We start from the raw sequence: 16,367 nt of genomic DNA, 5'->3' as shown, positions 1-16,367 counted from the left end.
CTCGGCTACGACGGGCCGTCGGTCCCGCCGTCGGGGGCGGCGTGGGCCAGGCCCGTCCGGTAGGCGATGACGACGAGTTGCGCCCGGTCGCGGGCGTCCAGCTTCGTCATGGCGCGCTGCACATGGGCACGGACGGTGAAGGGGCTGAGGAACATCCGCTCGGCGATCTCCTGGTTGGACAGGCCGGTCGCGACCAGGGCCACCATCTCGCGTTCGCGCGGGGTGAGCACGGCGAGCTGTTCGGGGTGGTGCCGCGCGGCGTGGTCCGGTGTGGCCAGGAAACGGGCGACCAAGGAGCGGGTGGCGGCGGGGGACAGAAGAGTGTCGCCGTCGGCGATCGTCCGCACGGCGTCCAGCAGGTCCTCGGCCCCGATGCCCTTGCCGATGAAGCCGCCGGCCCCCGCGCGCAGCGCCTGAGCGACGTACTCGTCGGTCTCATACGTGGTGAGGACCAGGATGCGGCTGGCACGCAGATCCGGGTCCGCGCAGATCTCCGACGTGGCGGTGAGACCGTCCACCTCCGGCATCCGGATGTCCATGATCACCACATCCGGCCGCAGCTCCCGGGTGAGTCTCACCGCCTCCCTGCCGTCGGCGGCCTCGCCGACCACGGTGATGTCGTCGGCGCTGTCGAGGAGCAGCCGGAAGGCCCCGCGCAGCAGGGCCTGATCGTCGGCGAGCAGCACCCGGAGCGTCATGGCGCACCCCCGGCCTCTCCGCCGCCCGTCCGTCCGTCGCCCGTCGCTCCGTCGGTCATTCGCCCCTCGATGGTTGTCGCTCCGTCAGTCCATGTCGCTCCGTCAGTCCCGCGCGTCGTGTCCTTGGCGGGCGGGAGGGGCAGCTGGGTGGAGACGAGGAAGCCGCCCTCCGGGCGCCTGCCCGCCGAGAGCTGCCCCCCGACCGCGGTGGCACGTTCACGCATCCCGATCAGACCGTAGCCGGGCGGACGGTCCGCCGGCGTGGCCGCACGCGGGCCCGTGGCCGCACCCCGCCCAGTGGACGCGGTCGGCGCTATACGGGCGCCCCCGCCGTCGTCGGCGACGGTGAGGGTCACGCGATCGCGGTTCCAGACGAGGCGCACCCGGGCGCTACCGGTACCGGCGTGCTTGGTCACGTTGGTCAGGGCCTCCTGGACGATGCGGTAGGCGGTGAGGTCCAGTCCCGGCGGCAGCGGCCTGGCCGTGCCTTCCTGGTGCACCGACACCTCCAGACCCGCGCGGCGGAACGACTCGAGGAGCGTGGGAAGCTGGGACAGCCCGGGCGCCGGTTCGGCGGGCGCGTCCGCGTCCCCGGACTGACGCAGCAGACCGACCGTGGCCCGTAGTTCGTCGAGCGCGTCGCCGGTGGTCTCGATGAGCTCCTTGAGGCTCTTGCGGGTCTGCTCCGGGCGGGCGTCGAAGAGGTGGGCGGCGACCGTGGCCTGCGCGTTGGCCAGGGTGATCTGACTGGCCACGAGGTCGTGCAGTTCCCGGGCGATGCGCAACCGTTCCTCGCCCACTCTCCGGCGCGCCTCGCTGTCCCGGCTCTTCTCGGCCTGCCGGGCCCGCTCCTCCACGGCCGCCAGGTAGGCCCGCCGGTTCCGCACCGAGTGCCCGAGTAGGCCGGCCACCAGCGGGAACGCCACCACCGCGGCCACCCTGCTCGCGTCCTTCCCCGAGAGGGCCCCGAACAAGGGGGTGGAGGCGATCAGCAGCGCCAGGGAGATGAGCGACACCGCGCCCACCGCGCGCCGTTCGGTGCGCGCGGTGAGCGAGTAGGAGTAGGCGGTGATCCCGGCGGGGGCCACGATGAGCGGGCTCAGCAGGAGGCCCAAGGGCGGCACCAGCACGCCGCTCGCGGCCGTGACCGCCATGGCGGCCAGGGGCGCCCGGTGCCGCACCGGCAGCACGGCACAGGACACCACGGCGATGAAGTAGGCGGCGGCAGGCGGCGGTTGCAGCGTGCTGCCGTCGTCCCGCAGCACGCCGCCGAGCAGACAGAGCACGAACGCCGTCGCCGTGATCGCTCCCTCCCGCCACCACGTGCCGCGTGGTCGCGGGCCATCGCCAGCCCTGTGCGTCATGGTCGCCTCAGTACCGGTCGACGGGGAGCCGCGGCGCCGCCGCGTCCGGCACGGTCGCGGAGGCCGGGACAGGCCTGTTCAGCTTCTCACCCTCGATGTCCACATTCGGCAGCACACGGTCCAGGATACGAGGCAGCCACCAGGCCCGGTGGCCGAGCAGTGCCAGGACCGCGGGTGCGATCGCCATCCGGACCACGAAGGCGTCGAAGGCGACGGCGGCGGCCAGGCCGACGCCCATCGTCTGGATGGTCGGGCTGCTCATCCCGATGAATCCGGCGAACACGCTGATCATGATGATCGCCGCCGCGGCCACCACCCGTCCGCTGTGCCGGAACCCGCTGACGATCGCGTCGCCGGGGGACGCGCCATGGACGTAGGCCTCCCGCATCCGGGTGAAGAGGAAGACCTCGTAATCCATGGCGAGGCCGAACACTATGCCGATGATGAGAATCGGCATCAGCGACATGACCGGTCCGGTCTGCTCGATGCCGATCAGGTCGGCCGCCCAGCCCCACTGGAAGACGGCGACGAGGACGCCGAAGGCGGCACCCACCGACAGCAGGAAGCCGAGCGCGGCCTTGACCGGGACCAGGAGCGAGCGGAAGACCACCATCAGCAGCAGCACCGCCAGGCCGATGACCACGGTCAGATAGGGGATGAGGGCGTCGGACATGGCTTCGGAGATGTCGATGTTCATCGCGGTGGTGCCGGTCACCAGGATGCCGGCGCCCGTGTCGGCCTCGATGCCGGAGACCGCGCCCCGGATCGCGTTCACCAGGTCCTTGGTCTCGCCGCTGTTCGGCGCGGTCCGCGGGACGGCGGTGAGGACGGCCGTGTCCTTGGTCCGGCTGAGCACCGGCTCACCGACCGACGCGACCCCGTCCACTGCCCGTACGGTCTTGGCGACCAGGTTCGTGGTGGCCCGGGTGTCCCCGGACTCCGACGTGTCCACGACCACGGTCAACGGGCCGTTGAAGCCGGGGCCGAAGCCTTCTGACAGCAGGTCGTAGGCACGGCGCTGGGTGGTCTCCACCGACTTGGACTCGTCTCCGGGCAGCCCGAGTTCGAGGCTCAGTGCCGGTACGGCGACGGCGCCGAGACCGAGTCCGGCGATCAGCAGCACGGCCACCGGCCGGCGCAGCACGAACCGCGCCCAGCGGGTCCCGAGCCCGGGCCGGCCGGCCGCGGTGGGCGCCGCGTGCGGGCGCTCGCTTCCCGACCGGCGATTCGAGGGTGCCTTGCGCGCGGCGCGGGACAGTACCCGCCGGCCGAAGAACCCGAACAGCGCGGGGACCAGGGTCAGCGCGACGAGTACCGCAAGGGCCACGGCGCCCGCGCCGCCCATGCCCATCTTGGTGAGTTCGGGGATTCCGACGACCCCCAGCCCGACCAGGGCGATGAAGACGGTCGCACCGGCGAAGACGACGGCCGATCCCGCCGTGCCCACCGCCCGGCCGGCGGCCTCCTCCGGCTCGCTGCCCTGGGCGCGCTCGTCACGGAAGCGGGAGGTGATGAAGAGCGCGTAGTCGATGCCGACCGCCAGCCCCAGCATCAGCGCCAGGATGGCGACGGTGGACGTCAGGCCCAGCGGAGCGGCCAGCGCGGAGACCAGGCCGAAGGCGATGGCCACGCCCACGAAGGCGGTCAGCAGCGACAATCCGGCCGCGACCAGCGACCCGAGGGCGAGGACCAGCACCACCGCGGCCACCGCCACGCCGATGATCTCCGTCGTACCGCCCGGTTCCTCTTCCGAGTCCAGGGCCGAGCCGCCGATCTCCACGGTCAGCCCCGCGTCCCGGGCCTGGCCGGCGGCGTCCTCGAGGGCGCTCTTCGTCGTCCCGGTCAGGTCGACGGCGCCCACGGTGTAGGTGATCGTGGAGTAGGCGATGGTGCCGTCCTCGCTGACGGCGTCGGTCTCATAGGGGTCGGTGGTCGACGCGACCTGATCGCTCCCGTCCAGCGAGCCGAGTGCCTTCCCGACGGCCGCCTTGTTCTCCCTGGCCGTCACCCGCTGCCCGTCCGGGGCCTGGAACACCAAGCGGGCCTCGGCGCCCTGGGAGTTGCTCTGGGGGAAGCGCTCGTCCAGCAGGTCGAACGCCTTCTGCGACTCGGTGCCGGGCATGGAGAGGTCCTCTTCCTTCCCCTCCGGCGCCACGCCTGCGGCGGCGATGGCCAGCACCAGGACCCCCAGCCACAGACCACCCACGAGCCGGCGGCGCCGGAAGGCCCACCGTCCGATCCGGTAAAGATATGTAGCCACCTGTTGATCACTCCAGACACCGTTGGGCAAGGGGAATCGCGCGGGATTCACGCGCCTCCAACACTTCCTTCCGGCGCCCCGCCGGGCATCGTCCTGCGCCGCCGTCTTCCCCTGGTGCGCCCGGACCAGCCACTCATGTGTCCTGGTGCCTACGCACTACGGGCCGGCTCGGGCCGGGGCTGTTCGGGCCGGGGCTATTTGGGCCGGGGTCATATCGACAGGACCGGCTCACCGGGGCGTACGGGAGCGCGGTGCGCCGCGTAGCCTCGGTTCATGGACACCTCTTGCGCCACCGTGGCAGCGCGGACCTGTGACCGGATCGAGGCTGGGGACGGGGAGATCCAGGCCTTCGTGTCCGAGCCCGGTCGGCGGGACCGGCTGGGGCGTGCGGCGCGTGCGGCCGATGAGCGGTGGGGGGATGTGGACGGGCGGCCGCCGCTGTATGGGGTCATGGTGGGCGTGAAGGACATCGTGCATGTCGAGGGGGTGCCCACGCGTGCCGGGTCGGACGTTCCCGCCGAGGTGTTCGCCGGGGCGGAGGCGTCGCTCGTCGGACGGCTGCGGGAGGCGGGGGCGCTGGTGGCGGGCAAGACCGTCACCGCCGAGTTCGCCGTGACCGCTCCCGGGCCGACCCGCAATCCGCGCCAACTCGACCACACTCCGGGCGGCTCCAGCAGTGGTTCGGCGGCGGCCGTGGCGGCGGGGATGGTGCCGTTGGCGGTCGGGACCCAGACGATCGGTTCGATGATCCGCCCGGCGGCCTACTGCGGGGTCGTCGGCTTCAAGCCGACCCACGGCCGCATCCCCTCCGACGGTGTGATCCCCAACGCCCCGACCTTCGACACCGTGGGCCTCTTCGCCCCCGATGTGGCGACCCTGGCCCCGGCGGCGGCCGTGCTGTGCGACGGCTGGCGGCCGTCCGGCGAGGGCGGGGCGGCGGCGGCGGGGCGGCGGCCGGTGCTCGGCGTTCCGCTCGGGCCGTACCTCGACCGCGCCGACGCCGAGGCCAGGAGCTCCTTCGAGGAGCGGGCGGGGCACTTGGCGGCCGCCGGATTCACGATCCGCCGGGTGCCCTTCCCGGACGACTTCGAACGGGTCGTGGCGGAGCAGCGGGTGATCAACCGTTATGAGCTGGCGCGGACCCACGCCGTATGGTTCCCGCGCCACGGCGAGCGGTACCGCGAGCAGACCGTCGAGGCGATCCGGGAGGGGCAGCGGATGAGCGACGACGCGTACGCCGCGGCCCTGCGCGCCCGCGCCGGGTTCCGCGAGCGGCTGGTGGCCGCCATGGACCGGGACGGGATCGATCTGTGGATCACCCCGGCGGCCACGGGCCCGGCGCCGTACGGCCTGACGAGCACCGGCGACTCCGTGATGAGCCTCCCCTGGAGCTACGCGGGAACCCCCGCTCTGGCGCTGCCCGCGGGCCGGGCGGCCAATTCCCTTCCGCTGGGCGTGCAGTGCGTGGCCCGGCCGGGAGCGGACGAGCGGCTGCTGGGCTGGGCCCCTGATGTGGAGTCGGTCCTCGTTGGGACGACCGCACCCGTATGATGGGTATCCACCCCCGTGTACGGAGTTGGGGACGAGATGAGTGCCACATGGTGGCTTATGCAAGGTGAGTCCGCAGTCGGCGAGTTACGCCAGTACGGGGTCGACCAGCCGGTTTTTCTGTGTCACTTCACGCCGGGCCCGGCGTGGGAAACGGTCCGGGCGCAGTTCGAGGCGTGGTCCGCGCTGCGCGGACAGGATCCCGACGGAAGCCGTACCGCCCACGTGATCCGGTCCATCATGGACCTGGGGCTGCGGCTGGTCCCCACGGACGACAGTCCGTCGATGGCGCTGTTCACCGAATGCATCCTGCGCATCGACGGCCACACCGCCCGATTGCGCTACTGACGCTCCGCCGGGCGCGGCGGCCGGTAGCGTGCCCTCATGGACATCGGTGATGTGGTCGAGGACTTCGAACTGCCGGATGAGAGCGGTACCGTCCGTTCGCTCAGCGGGCTGCTGGCGGACGGCCCGGTGGTGCTGTTCTTCTATCCGGCCGCCTTCACGCCCGGCTGTACCAAACAGGCGTGCCACTTCCGGGACATCGCTGCGGAGTTCAAGGAGCTCGGCGCCCAGCCGGTCGGGGTCAGCGCCGATTCGGTCGAGAAGCAGGCGGAGTTCGCCCATGCGTACTCCTTCGGCTATCCGCTGCTGTCGGATCCGGAGGGGACCGTGCGGGAGCGGTTCGGGGTGAAGCGCGGGATCGCGGCGGTGCCGACCAAGCGGGTCACCTTTGTGATCGATACCGATCGCAAAGTGCTGGAGATCGTCAAGAGCGAGTTCCGGATGGCCGTGCACGCGGACCGGGCGCTCGATGCCCTGCGGGGCAGGAACGGGTAAGTCCCGTACGACCGTCCGCGTCCGGCGGAAATCACTTGCGGGGGCCGCCTCTTGGGCGGCCCCCGCTGACGTTCGCGCCCTCTAGCAAGCGCTTGCCGACACGGCGTATGGTCGGGCGGCCGACCGTAGCTTCCCCCGCCATCGGCGAACCTCCAGCGCCGAACTGGGCCGAGCCGAGGAGCCTTCATGAGACGCGCCGGTACCGCACTGCTGGCCGCCACCGCCTGCCTCGCCGCCTTACCGGGCGCCCCGGCCTGGGCCGGGAGTCCCAGCCCCGGGCCCGGGCCCGCCGAAAGCCCGGCCGTGACCACGGCCGTGACCACGGCCGTGACCACGGCCGCGACCATGGCCGCGACCACGGCCGCGACCACGGCCGCGACCACGGCCGCGACCACGGCCGCGACCACGGCCGCGACCACGGCCGCGGTCGTCCCGCAGTGCACCGGCACCGCGCCCATCGTCTGCCATGCCGATGTCCCGCCGGGGACGTACGACGTGACGGCGGTCCTCGGCGGCGCCGAGGCGGGCAGCACCGGCGTCACCGCCGAGTCGCGGCGGACGATGCTCGCCGCCACGCCGACCGCCGCCGGGCAGCGGCTCGTCCGCTCCTTCACCGTGAACGTACGGGAGCCGGAGGGCGAGCCCACCGGACCCAGTGGAAGCCCCGGGCTCGACCTCGCCTTCGGCGGCGCCGCGCCGCGCCTCGCGGGTCTGAAGGTCACCGAGGTCACCGAGGTCAGCGAGGCCGACGAGGCTGGCGAGGTCAGCGAGGCCACCAAAACCACCCCCGGTCGCCGCCACCAGCTCTTCCTCGCCGGGGACTCCACCGTGTGCGACCAGCTCACCGCCCCGTACACCGGGTGGGGCCAGCAGCTGCCGCAGTTCTTCCGGCGCGGGCTGTCGGTCGCCAACTACGCCGACTCGGGCGAGAGTTCGGGCTCCTTCCTCGCCGACCCCCGGCTCTTCGCCACCCTGCGCCCGCTGATCCGACCAGGCGACACCGTCCTCGTCCAGTTCGCCCACAACGACAAGCAGACGACCGCCGCCGACTACCGCGCCCACCTCGGCGCGCTGCTCGACGGCGTACGGGCGCGTGGCGGCAAGCCCGTGCTCGTCACGCCCATCGTGCGCCGCTGGTTCAACGACGACGGCACCCTCGACAACGCCACCGCCCTGCACATCAACGGCCTCGGGGTGAATCTGCCCGCCGAGATGCGCTCGCTCGCCGCCGAGCGGGGCGTACCGCTCATCGATCTGACCGCGCTCACCAAGCGGCTCGTGGAGGAGCTCGGCCCCGAGGGGTCCAAGCGGCTGTACCTCTACGACGAGGTTCGCGACAACACCCACACCTCGGCCCACGGCGCCACCGAGGTCGCGCGGCTGGTGCTCGGCGAGCTGAGTGCCCAGCGCCTCGTCCCCGCGGGGGTGCTCCGATGACCGGCCTCGCACCGCGCCTCACACCGCACCGCACGCCGCACCGCACGCCAAGCCTCGCACGGCACCTCGCGCTGCCCCCGGAGGACCGCGACATCAGCCCCCGCACCGGCTGGACCCGTGCCCACTGGGAGGCCGCCGCCGACGGCCTGCTCGCCGCCGTCGCCCCGTACGCGACCCCCGGCGGCGCGCTCTACCCGCTCCCGGGCGACCGGCCGAGCTGGTCGGGCCCCCGCTCCGACGGCCTCGAAGGCTTCGCCCGGACGTTTCTGCTGGCCGCCTTCCGCATCGCGGGCGCGCGCGGCGCCGATCCCGGCGGGCTGCTGGAGCGGTACGCGGACGGGCTCGCCACCGGCACCGCACACCTCGGCACCGTACGCCCCGGCACCGCACGCCCCAGCACCGCACACCCCGGCGGCGACGGATCCGAGGACTGGCCCCGGATCACCGACCGCGGCCAGCCGCTGGTCGAGTCCGCCTCCATCGCCCTCGGGCTGCGGCTCACCCGCCCCTGGCTGTGGGACCGGCTCGACGACGGCGTCCGGGAGCGGGTGGGAGCCTGGCTGGTGGACGCGCTCACCGCCGAACCCGTACCCAGCAACTGGGAGCTGTTCCCCGTCGCCGTCGGCGGCTTCCTCGCCGAGGCGGGCATCGAGCCGGAGGCCGCCCGCGCCGCCGTGGCGCGCGGGTTGGCGCGGATCGAGCCCTGGTACACCGGCGACGGCTGGTACAGCGACGGCGCGGGCCGCGCCTTCGACTACTACAACGGCTGGGCCCTGCACCTGTATCCGGCGCTCGAGGCATGGCTGTCCCAGGACGACGAGCGGCTCACCCGCTACGGGCGCCGGCTGGCCACCCATCTCGCCGACTACGCCCACCTCTTCGGCGCCGACGGCGCCCCGCTGCACCAGGGCCGCTCCCTGACGTACCGCTTCGCCGCCGCCGCGCCCCTCTGGCTGGGCGCCCTCACCGGCCACACCCCGCTTGACCCCGGAACCACCCGCCGCCTCGCCTCCGGTGCCCTGCGCCACTTCCTCGACCGGGGCGCGACCACGGACCGGGGGCTGCTCTCGCTCGGCTGGTACGGCCCGTACGACGGCGTCCTCCAGCCGTACTCCGGCCCCGCCTCCCCGTACTGGGCCGCCAAGGGCTTCCTGGGGCTGCTGCTCCCGGCCGACCACGAGGTCTGGACGGCGCGCGAGGAGCCGGGGCCCGCCGAGCGCGCGGACGTGACGCGCGCCGTCCCCGGCCCCAACTGGCTGCTCCAGTCCACCGCGGGCGACGGTCTGGTCCGGCTCCACAACCACGGCAGCGAACACCTCCCGCCGCCCGGCGACCCCGACCAGGACGACCCCCACTACGCCCGCCTCGCCTACTCCACGGCCACCGGCCCCTTCCCGTACGGCGTCGCCCCCGACAACCACTTCGGCCTGGTCCACGGCGGCCGGATCTCCCTGCGCACCGCGCTGGAGCCGCTGGGCGCGGGCGACGGCTGGGCCGCCTCGCGCCATCGGGCGCGACTGGTGGGGGAGGAGCCGGAGGAGGGCGAGGAGGTGTGCGTCACCTCGCTGGTGCTGGTGCGCGGCGCCGTGGAGGTCCGGATCCACCTGGTGACCGGCGCCGCGCCGGGCCGGGCCGTCCGCCAGACCGGCTGGGCGGTCGCGGATCCCCCGGTGGCGGAGGAGGGGCCACGGTCCGAACTGCTGCCGCTCCACGGCCTGATGAAGGACGGCGCCCTGCCCGCCGCCGCCACGGCCTTCGCCCGGCGCGCCGTCTCACCCGCGCTGGCCGGTGAGACGACGGGCCGTGCCGGGGGCGACCTCTTCCTCTGCCTCGCCCGCCTCACGGCCGACGCCGCCGCGCCCCCGCTGGCCGACCTGGTCCGCGCGGCGGCGGGCCCGGCGGGCGACGGGACCCATCTGGTGACGGTCACCTGGTGGGACGGCGAGGTGCGGCGGGCGCGGTTCGGACCATCGGGCGCGGTGCGGGTGGAGTAGCAAACGACGGTCCGGGGCCGGTCGCCAGGACCGGCCCCGGACCGTACGACCGTCAGCTCAACCGCTCAACCGCTCAACCGCTCAACCGCTCAACCGCTCAACCGCGAGAAGGTGAACGAGAACTCGGCGGGGGCCGCGTCCAGGCGGTGCTCGTCCAGCACCCCCGGGCCGCAGGACTGGCTGCCGATGCCCTGCTGTCCGTGGTCCAGGTTCACCCACACCGTCTCGTTCGACGGCTCGAGATCCGGTGTGTGCTCGGCCGCGTCGAGCTGCTCGGTGGTCCAGCGGCGCGCGGTGAACCAGAAGGCCGGCTCGCCCTCGATCCGCACCCCCGATCCGTCGGGCGCGGTCAGCCGCACCCAGCGGACGTCGATCCGGGCGCCGTTCTCCTGCGGACGGACGTACGGCGTCTGGAGCTCGTCCACCGACATCGCCCACCGCCCCACGCGCGCGGCGGCGCGGGTGTCCGGGTACGCCTCGCCGGGGCCGCCGCCGAACCACTCGGCGTCGCCCAGCGCGGCCGGGACCCCGAGCCGCAGGCCCAGGCGCGGCAGCGGGAAGGTCCACTCGCCGAGCGGGGTGACGGAGACCGCGAGGCTCAGCCGTCCGTCCCCGTCGGCGGTCCAGCGGTAGACCGTCTCCAGGCCGATGTCCACGGCGGCGGGCGCGACGCGGGTACGGACGGTCAGCGCACCGTCCGAGGTCGTCTCCACCGCGTCGGTCCGGTGCCGCGTCCGGTGCAGTCCGAACCGGCGCCAGATCAGGCCCCAGCGCTCGTCCGGCTGCCAGGACGCGCCGTTGTCGTTGTCGGTGGGGGCGCGCCAGATGTCCAGCCGGGGCGGTTCGGTGAGGGGGAGCCCGCCGAGCGAGGTCAGGGCGCCGGTGGCCGCGTCGAAGACGCCGGGGCCGAGCACGATCCGGCCGCCGTCGCGGCGCGGCGCCACTCCCGAGGCGGGGGTGCGGGCCCGGGTGGCGGCGGGGAGCTGGGCCCAGGCCACCGGATGGCCCGCCTCGGCCCACGCCGTCGCGGCCGCGAGCCGCGCCTCGGCCGTCCACCACGTCTCCGCTCCGGCGTCGGCGTCGGGCGGCGCCGGGAGCTTCAGAACGGCGGACTCGCCCGGGGGCAGCGGCGGTACCGCCAGCTCACCCGAGCCGATCGCCTCGCCCTCGGCCTCATAGGTCCAGGAGAAGACGAGATGGGACAGATCGGCGAAGTCATGGCCGTTGGTGATCCGGACCGTGCCGTCGGCCCCGTCGCCCTCGATCCGCACCGGCTCGATGACCTTCTTGTACTCGATCAGGCCGGGGGAGGGGGTGCGGTCGGGGAAGACCAGCCCGTCGCATACGAAGTTCCCGTCGTGCAGCTCCTCGCCGAAGTCGCCGCCGTACACGTGGTAGAAGCGGCCGTCGGGGGCGCGCCGGGTGAAGCCGTGGTCGATCCACTCCCAGACGAAACCGCCCTGGCAGCGCTCATGCTCCTGGAACAGCCGCTGGTACTCGCTCAGCCCGCCGGGACCGTTGCCCATGGCGTGCGCGTACTCGCACTCGATGAACGGCAGCGCCCGGCGCTTCGCGTCCAGCTCCGGATCGCCCCACGGCGGCTCGGCGCGCCGGCCGATCTGGTCGACCTCCTCGTGCCGCGCGTACATCCGCGAGTAGATGTCCGTGTCGGCGCAGGACAGGTCGCCCTCGTAGTGGATCACCCGGGACGGGTCGCGCTCCCGGATCCAGTCCGCCATGGCGGACAGCCCGCGCCCGGTGCCGCATTCGTTGCCCAGCGACCACATCACGATGGACGGGTGGTTCTTGTCCCGCTCGACCATCCGCTCGGCGCGGTCGAGCAGCGCCGGGGTCCAGCGGTCGTCGTCCACCGGGTTGTTCCGCCAGTCCAGGTCGACGAAGCCGTGGGTCTCCAGATCGCATTCGTCGATGACCCACAGCCCCAGCTCGTCGCAGAGCCCGAGGAAGGCCGGATGCGGCGGATAGTGGCTGGTGCGCACGGCGTTGATGTTGTGCCGCTTCATCAGCACCAGATCGCGGCGCATGGTCGCGAGGTCCACCGCCCGCCCGTTCTCAGGGTGGAATTCATGCCGGTTGACGCCGCGGAAGAGCACCCGCCGGCCGTTGACCTTGAGCAGCCCGTCCTCGACCACCACGGTACGGAAGCCCACCCGCAGCGAGACGCTCTCGCCCACGGTGGTCAGCCGCGCCTCGTACAGCCGGGGCGTCTCCGCCGTCCACGGCTCGACGGGGACGGTGGCGCTCTCCCCGGTGGCCAGGTCGAGACCCAGCTCGGGGACGGTGACCCGGCCGCCGGGGTCGGAGTCGATCCGCAGCGTGCCCTCGCCGGTGGTGTGGTCGTACGAGGCGTGGACGAAGTAGTCGTCGAGCGCGCCCTCGGGACGGTGCTCGAGCGTCACCTCACGGAAGATACCGGGCAGCCACCACTGGTCCTGGTCCTCGAGATAGGTTCCGGAGGACCACTGGTGGACGCGTACGGCCAGCACGTTGCCCGACGGCTGGAGCAGGCCCCCGACCGCGAACTCGTGCGGCAGCCGGCTGCCCTTGAAGGTGCCCAGCTCCTCGCCGTTGAGCCAGACCCGGGCGCAGGACTCGACGCCCTCGAAGCGCAGGACCGCGTCCCCGCCCTCCGGCCAGTCGCCGGGGAGGTCGAAGACGCGCAGATGGTCGCCGGTCGGGTTCTCGTCGGGCACCCGCGGCGGGTCCACCGGGAAGGGGTAGCGCACATTGGTGTAGATCGGCGCCCCGTGGCCGTGCAGCACCCAGTGGGCGGGCACCGGGAGCTCGTCCCAGCCGCGGGCGTCGTAGCCGGGGCGGGCGAAGGAGTCGTCCTCGGCGGTGGCGGTCGGCGACAGCCGGAACGACCACGTCCCGTTCAGGCTCAGCCGCGCGGCGTCGGAGGATGGGGTCCAGGGGCGGGGCGGCAGCGCTCCCGCGCCGGGGGAGACGTCCTCGTAGTAGGGCAGTGGCGTGTGCTGCGTGGAGCTCATCGACTCTCCTCGGTCAGCCCTTGATACCGGTCTGTGCCACACCTTGCACCAGCCAGCGCTGGAGGAACACGAAGACCAGGACAAGTGGCAGGATCGATACGGCCGTTGCAGAAGAAACAGGTGCGGATGGACAAGAAGGCCAACGGCCAACTGCGCGCGGCAAGGGCGCCGACCGCAAGGCCAGAGTGCCAGAGAAGTCTGGTTCACGCCGATGGCGTAGCTATTCCCACGAGACCCCCGGGACGCGATTTCCGTGCGCGTCCCGGGGGCGTTCCGTTCGGTGGGCTGTTATTCGGTGCGCTGTCGCTCGCGCCGAGCCGCCGGCCGCCCGGCGGAGACGCCCTCCGGAGCGTGATCCCGGCCTGGGGGCCGGGGCGCGCATCCTGGGCAGACGTAGCGCGTCCGTTCGGGCCCGGTCGGGGTGGACTCGTGGACCGTCGAGAGTTCCTGATTTCTGCCGCAGCAGTCGCAGCGCCCGGGCGCTCCCGTGTGCGGGGCGGCCGCATCGGAACGGTTGGCGTTGTGGATGCGCAGCAGCTCCTGACCGATGTCGCAAAGGCGGTCGCTGGTGCGGCAGGTAGGGCAGTCCATCCCATGTTCAAGGACGAGAGCGAACGCGACCTCGGGGGTGTCGGCCATCATGACTGTCCCGTCCGGATCGTGCGTTCCGTCTCCCGCGCGCGGCGCATGGCGGCTACGGCGGCGAACACATCGATCTGGGCTGGGCTCCCAACTCGGCAAGCGTCGCGGCGCGCAGCGAGCAAAAACGGCATCCTAGTACTCCAGCTGCAACGCCGTTACACGGCGTGCACCTCCGGTGACCGTCCGGGCTGATGTCCATGCGGCACCGCTGCGAGTGGACGCGTTGGTCTCCCCAAACACGGTTTCGCTTCGCGCGGCGTGCCGGGACATGAGGATGCGACTCGAACAGGATTCCCGCTTCTCGCGCGAGGCTCAGGGCCAACTCCATGTGCCCTGAGCCTCGCACGGTCGCGCCCTTGAGGCTCGCGCCTCCGCCAACGTCGACGAGCGACACCGCGCACGTAGGGGCAGTTGAGGAGGGCCCGGAACGGGTTCGGGGAGGGCATCGGCGGGGGACGGGACGCCGTAATGCCGTCGACCGCGCCCGGGTGCGCCCATAGCCTTGGGGCCATGAGCGATCTGCAGACGATCCATGGCGTCACCGTCCTGATGTGTGCCGCCGAGGGTGAGGCCATCGGCGGTGAACGCGACGCGCTGGATCTCATCGGCAACGCCGGGTATCAGGGCGCCCAGTGGGTCGTCATCCCGGTCGAGCGGTTCGACGAGGCGTTCTTCCGGCTGAGCACGCGGGTGGCCGGGGACATCATCCAGAAGTTCGTGCAATACGCCATGGGGCTGGTGGTCCTCGGTGACATCTCCCGTCATACGGAGGACAGTTCGGCGCTGCGGGATTTCGTCCGCGAGTGTAATCGGGGACGGCAGACGTGGTTCCTGGCGGATGTCGAGGAGCTGCGGGAGCGGCTGAAGAGCTGAGGGAGAGCTGAGGGAGGGCTGAGGGAGGGCTGAGGGAGGGTCGGGGAGGGCTGAGGGGGAGTCTCAGCCCGCCGTGAGCACCGCGCGGACGACGGGTCCGGCGGCATCCCCGCCGTGCCCACCGCCGGTGACCACGGCGGCGGCCGCCACATCGTTCCGGTAGGCGGTGAACCAGGCGTTGGTCTTGGGCTGGCCGTCGATCTCGGCCGAACCCGTCTTGGCGCCGATGTCGCCGGTGAGCCCGGACATCGCGCGGGCGGCGGTGCCACTGGTCGCGGTCAGCCGCATCATGGCCTTCAGCTGCGCGACGGTGGCCGGGCCGAGGCCGCGGTCGCTGGTGGCGATCTCGCGGTGGTCGACGGAGCGCGGTACGAGGACGGGCTGCTTGAAGGTGCCCGTCTGGGCGGTGGCCGCGACCGAGGCGATCGTGAGCGGATTCATCTGGACCGTACCCTGGCCGATCATGGCCGCGGCCTTGTCGTCGCCGCTTCCGTTCGGCACCTCGCCGTCGAAGGTGGTGACCCCCACCCGCCAGTTCAGCCCGAGCCCGAACACGGTCCGCGCCTCCTGGGCCAACGCGCCTTCGGGCACGGCCCCGGCGAGCGAGACGAACGCGGTGTTGCAGGACGCCGCGAAGTCCTGGGCGAAGGTGGCGGCCGGGTTCTCGCTGTCCTCGACGTTGTGGAACATCATGCCCTGTGCGTACGCCGCCGTCTTCGGGCACGGCACCGGGCGGCCCGGGCTGACCTTGCCCGTCTCCAGCAGAGTGGCGGCGGTGACTATCTTGAACGTGGACCCCGGAGCCGTCTGCCCCTGCAACGCGGCGTTGAACTCGGCCTGGTCGGAGTTGGCCACCGCCAGGATCTCCCCGGTGCTGGGCTTGAGCGCCACCACGGAGGCGCCGTCGCGCGTGGCCACCGCCTTCTCCGCGCTCCTCTGCACCCCGGCGTCCAGGGTGGTGCGCAGCGTGCCCGGGGTGCCCTTCGTCACCACATGGAGCGTGGCTCCGGCGGTCCCGTCGGGCTTGACCGCCGAGACCTCCACCCGGGCCGTGCCGCCCGCGTCCGCCCCGTATCTCGCGCGCAGCGCGATCAGCACCGGGTCGAGCGAGGGATAGCGGCCCTGCCGCAGCTCCTCGCCGCCGCGGTCCAGCACCCGGACCGGCGGATTGTCCGCCAGATCCGTCCGTACGGACTCGTTGGCGCCCAGCTTGGGGTGGAGGACGGAGGTCCTCCAGTCGACCAGCGGCTTCTTGGTCGTCCGGCCGCGCACCACGGTCAGCCGTGATGTGTAGGTCCAGCTGGACCGGGCCTTGCCGAAGACCACGTCGGCCTTGATGGTGAACGGGACCGTGGTGCCCCGCGCCGTGCCCGGGGTGGCCGTCACCTTCTTCACATGCCCGTCGTCGCGATAGCCGCTGAGGGCGCCGATCGCCGACTCGGCGTCGTTGGTGAGTCCGGCGGCGAGCATGTCATTGCCGTCCGCCCACGCGTCCAGGAATTCCCGCGCGGTCCGCCGCGCCTCGTCCCCGGTCACCGGACCGTCATGGGCCGCGGTGGTGTCGCCGCCTGTCACGCCGGTGTAGAGGTTGTATCCGCCGTAGCCCGCGACCCCCAGGAGGCCCACTGACAGCGCCCCTAAGACGACCTTCCCCACCGCCCGCATGGCGTCCCCCCGATTTTCACCTGTGGTCGGCCGCT

The 16,367-nt window shown here is 72.7% G+C and carries 11 protein-coding genes and 1 pseudogene; 6 read left to right on the top strand and 6 right to left on the bottom strand.

Annotated elements, in window-relative coordinates; translation table 11 throughout:
• Nucleotides 1-5: 5 nt before the first annotated feature.
• The 3 genes from JK364_RS42660 to JK364_RS42650 are packed head-to-tail and all read right to left on the bottom strand — an operon-like array spanning nucleotide 6 to nucleotide 4,322.
• Nucleotides 6-698, bottom strand: coding sequence for a response regulator transcription factor (locus JK364_RS42660; RefSeq protein ID WP_201856822.1), 693 nt, complete (start codon nucleotides 696-698; stop codon nucleotides 6-8).
• Nucleotides 695-2,062, bottom strand: coding sequence for a sensor histidine kinase (locus JK364_RS42655; protein WP_201856821.1), 1,368 nt, complete (start codon nucleotides 2,060-2,062; stop codon nucleotides 695-697). The genes JK364_RS42660 and JK364_RS42655 overlap by 4 nt, the downstream gene beginning before the upstream one ends.
• Nucleotides 2,063-2,069: 7 nt before the next feature.
• Nucleotides 2,070-4,322, bottom strand: a complete 2,253-nt coding sequence (locus tag JK364_RS42650) for an MMPL family transporter (RefSeq protein WP_201856820.1) — start codon at nucleotides 4,320-4,322, stop codon at nucleotides 2,070-2,072.
• Nucleotides 4,323-4,595: 273 nt separating this feature from the next.
• Between JK364_RS42650 and JK364_RS42645 the strand changes: the two genes are divergently transcribed.
• The 5 genes from JK364_RS42645 to JK364_RS42625 all read left to right on the top strand — a co-directional run bounded on the left by JK364_RS42645 (nucleotide 4,596) and on the right by JK364_RS42625 (nucleotide 10,141).
• A complete protein-coding gene (locus JK364_RS42645; protein WP_201856819.1) occupies nucleotides 4,596-5,873 on the top strand; it encodes an amidase in 1,278 nt (425 codons plus the stop codon).
• Between the two features lie 36 nt (nucleotides 5,874-5,909).
• Nucleotides 5,910-6,218, top strand: a complete 309-nt coding sequence (locus JK364_RS42640; protein ID WP_201856818.1) for a hypothetical protein — start codon at nucleotides 5,910-5,912, stop codon at nucleotides 6,216-6,218.
• A 36-nt stretch (nucleotides 6,219-6,254) separates the two neighbouring features.
• Nucleotides 6,255-6,710 (top strand): peroxiredoxin, encoded by a 456-nt coding sequence (locus JK364_RS42635; protein ID WP_201856817.1) that lies wholly within the window; start codon nucleotides 6,255-6,257, stop codon nucleotides 6,708-6,710.
• Between the two features lie 345 nt (nucleotides 6,711-7,055).
• Nucleotides 7,056-8,147 (top strand): rhamnogalacturonan acetylesterase, encoded by a 1,092-nt coding sequence (locus JK364_RS42630; protein WP_201856870.1) that lies wholly within the window; start codon nucleotides 7,056-7,058, stop codon nucleotides 8,145-8,147.
• Entirely contained in the window at nucleotides 8,144-10,141 is a 1,998-nt protein-coding gene (locus JK364_RS42625) for a DUF2264 domain-containing protein (RefSeq protein ID WP_201856816.1), read from the top strand. Before JK364_RS42630 ends, JK364_RS42625 begins: the two co-directional genes overlap by 4 nt.
• Before the next feature lie 89 nt (nucleotides 10,142-10,230).
• On the opposite strand, the gene JK364_RS42620 is transcribed toward JK364_RS42625, so the two are convergent.
• Together JK364_RS42620 and JK364_RS56005 are read right to left on the bottom strand one after the other, a co-directional pair.
• Nucleotides 10,231-13,152 (bottom strand): glycoside hydrolase family 2 TIM barrel-domain containing protein, encoded by a 2,922-nt coding sequence (locus tag JK364_RS42620; RefSeq protein WP_201856815.1) that lies wholly within the window; start codon nucleotides 13,150-13,152, stop codon nucleotides 10,231-10,233.
• A gap of 13 nt (nucleotides 13,153-13,165) precedes the next feature.
• Nucleotides 13,166-13,261 (bottom strand): annotated as a pseudogene (locus tag JK364_RS56005) (carbohydrate ABC transporter permease); the annotation flags it as partial.
• Between the two features lie 1,043 nt (nucleotides 13,262-14,304).
• Between JK364_RS56005 and JK364_RS42615 the strand changes: the two are divergent.
• The gene (locus JK364_RS42615) at nucleotides 14,305-14,667 is read left to right on the top strand and encodes a DUF4180 domain-containing protein (RefSeq protein ID WP_201856814.1); all 363 of its coding nucleotides are present in this window, start codon (nucleotides 14,305-14,307) and stop codon (nucleotides 14,665-14,667) included.
• A 63-nt stretch (nucleotides 14,668-14,730) separates the two neighbouring features.
• Here JK364_RS42615 and JK364_RS42610 read toward each other — a convergent pair whose 3' ends face one another.
• A complete protein-coding gene (locus tag JK364_RS42610) occupies nucleotides 14,731-16,332 on the bottom strand; it encodes a penicillin-binding transpeptidase domain-containing protein (RefSeq protein ID WP_201856813.1) in 1,602 nt (533 codons plus the stop codon).
• Between the last annotated feature and the right edge of the window lie 35 nt (nucleotides 16,333-16,367).

The organism is Streptomyces endocoffeicus (genome assembly GCF_016741935.1).
Lineage (GTDB): Bacteria > Actinomycetota > Actinomycetes > Streptomycetales > Streptomycetaceae > Streptomyces > Streptomyces endocoffeicus.
The sequence above is the reverse complement of the archived record's forward strand: the minus strand, read 5'-3'. Positions and strand labels throughout refer to the sequence as shown.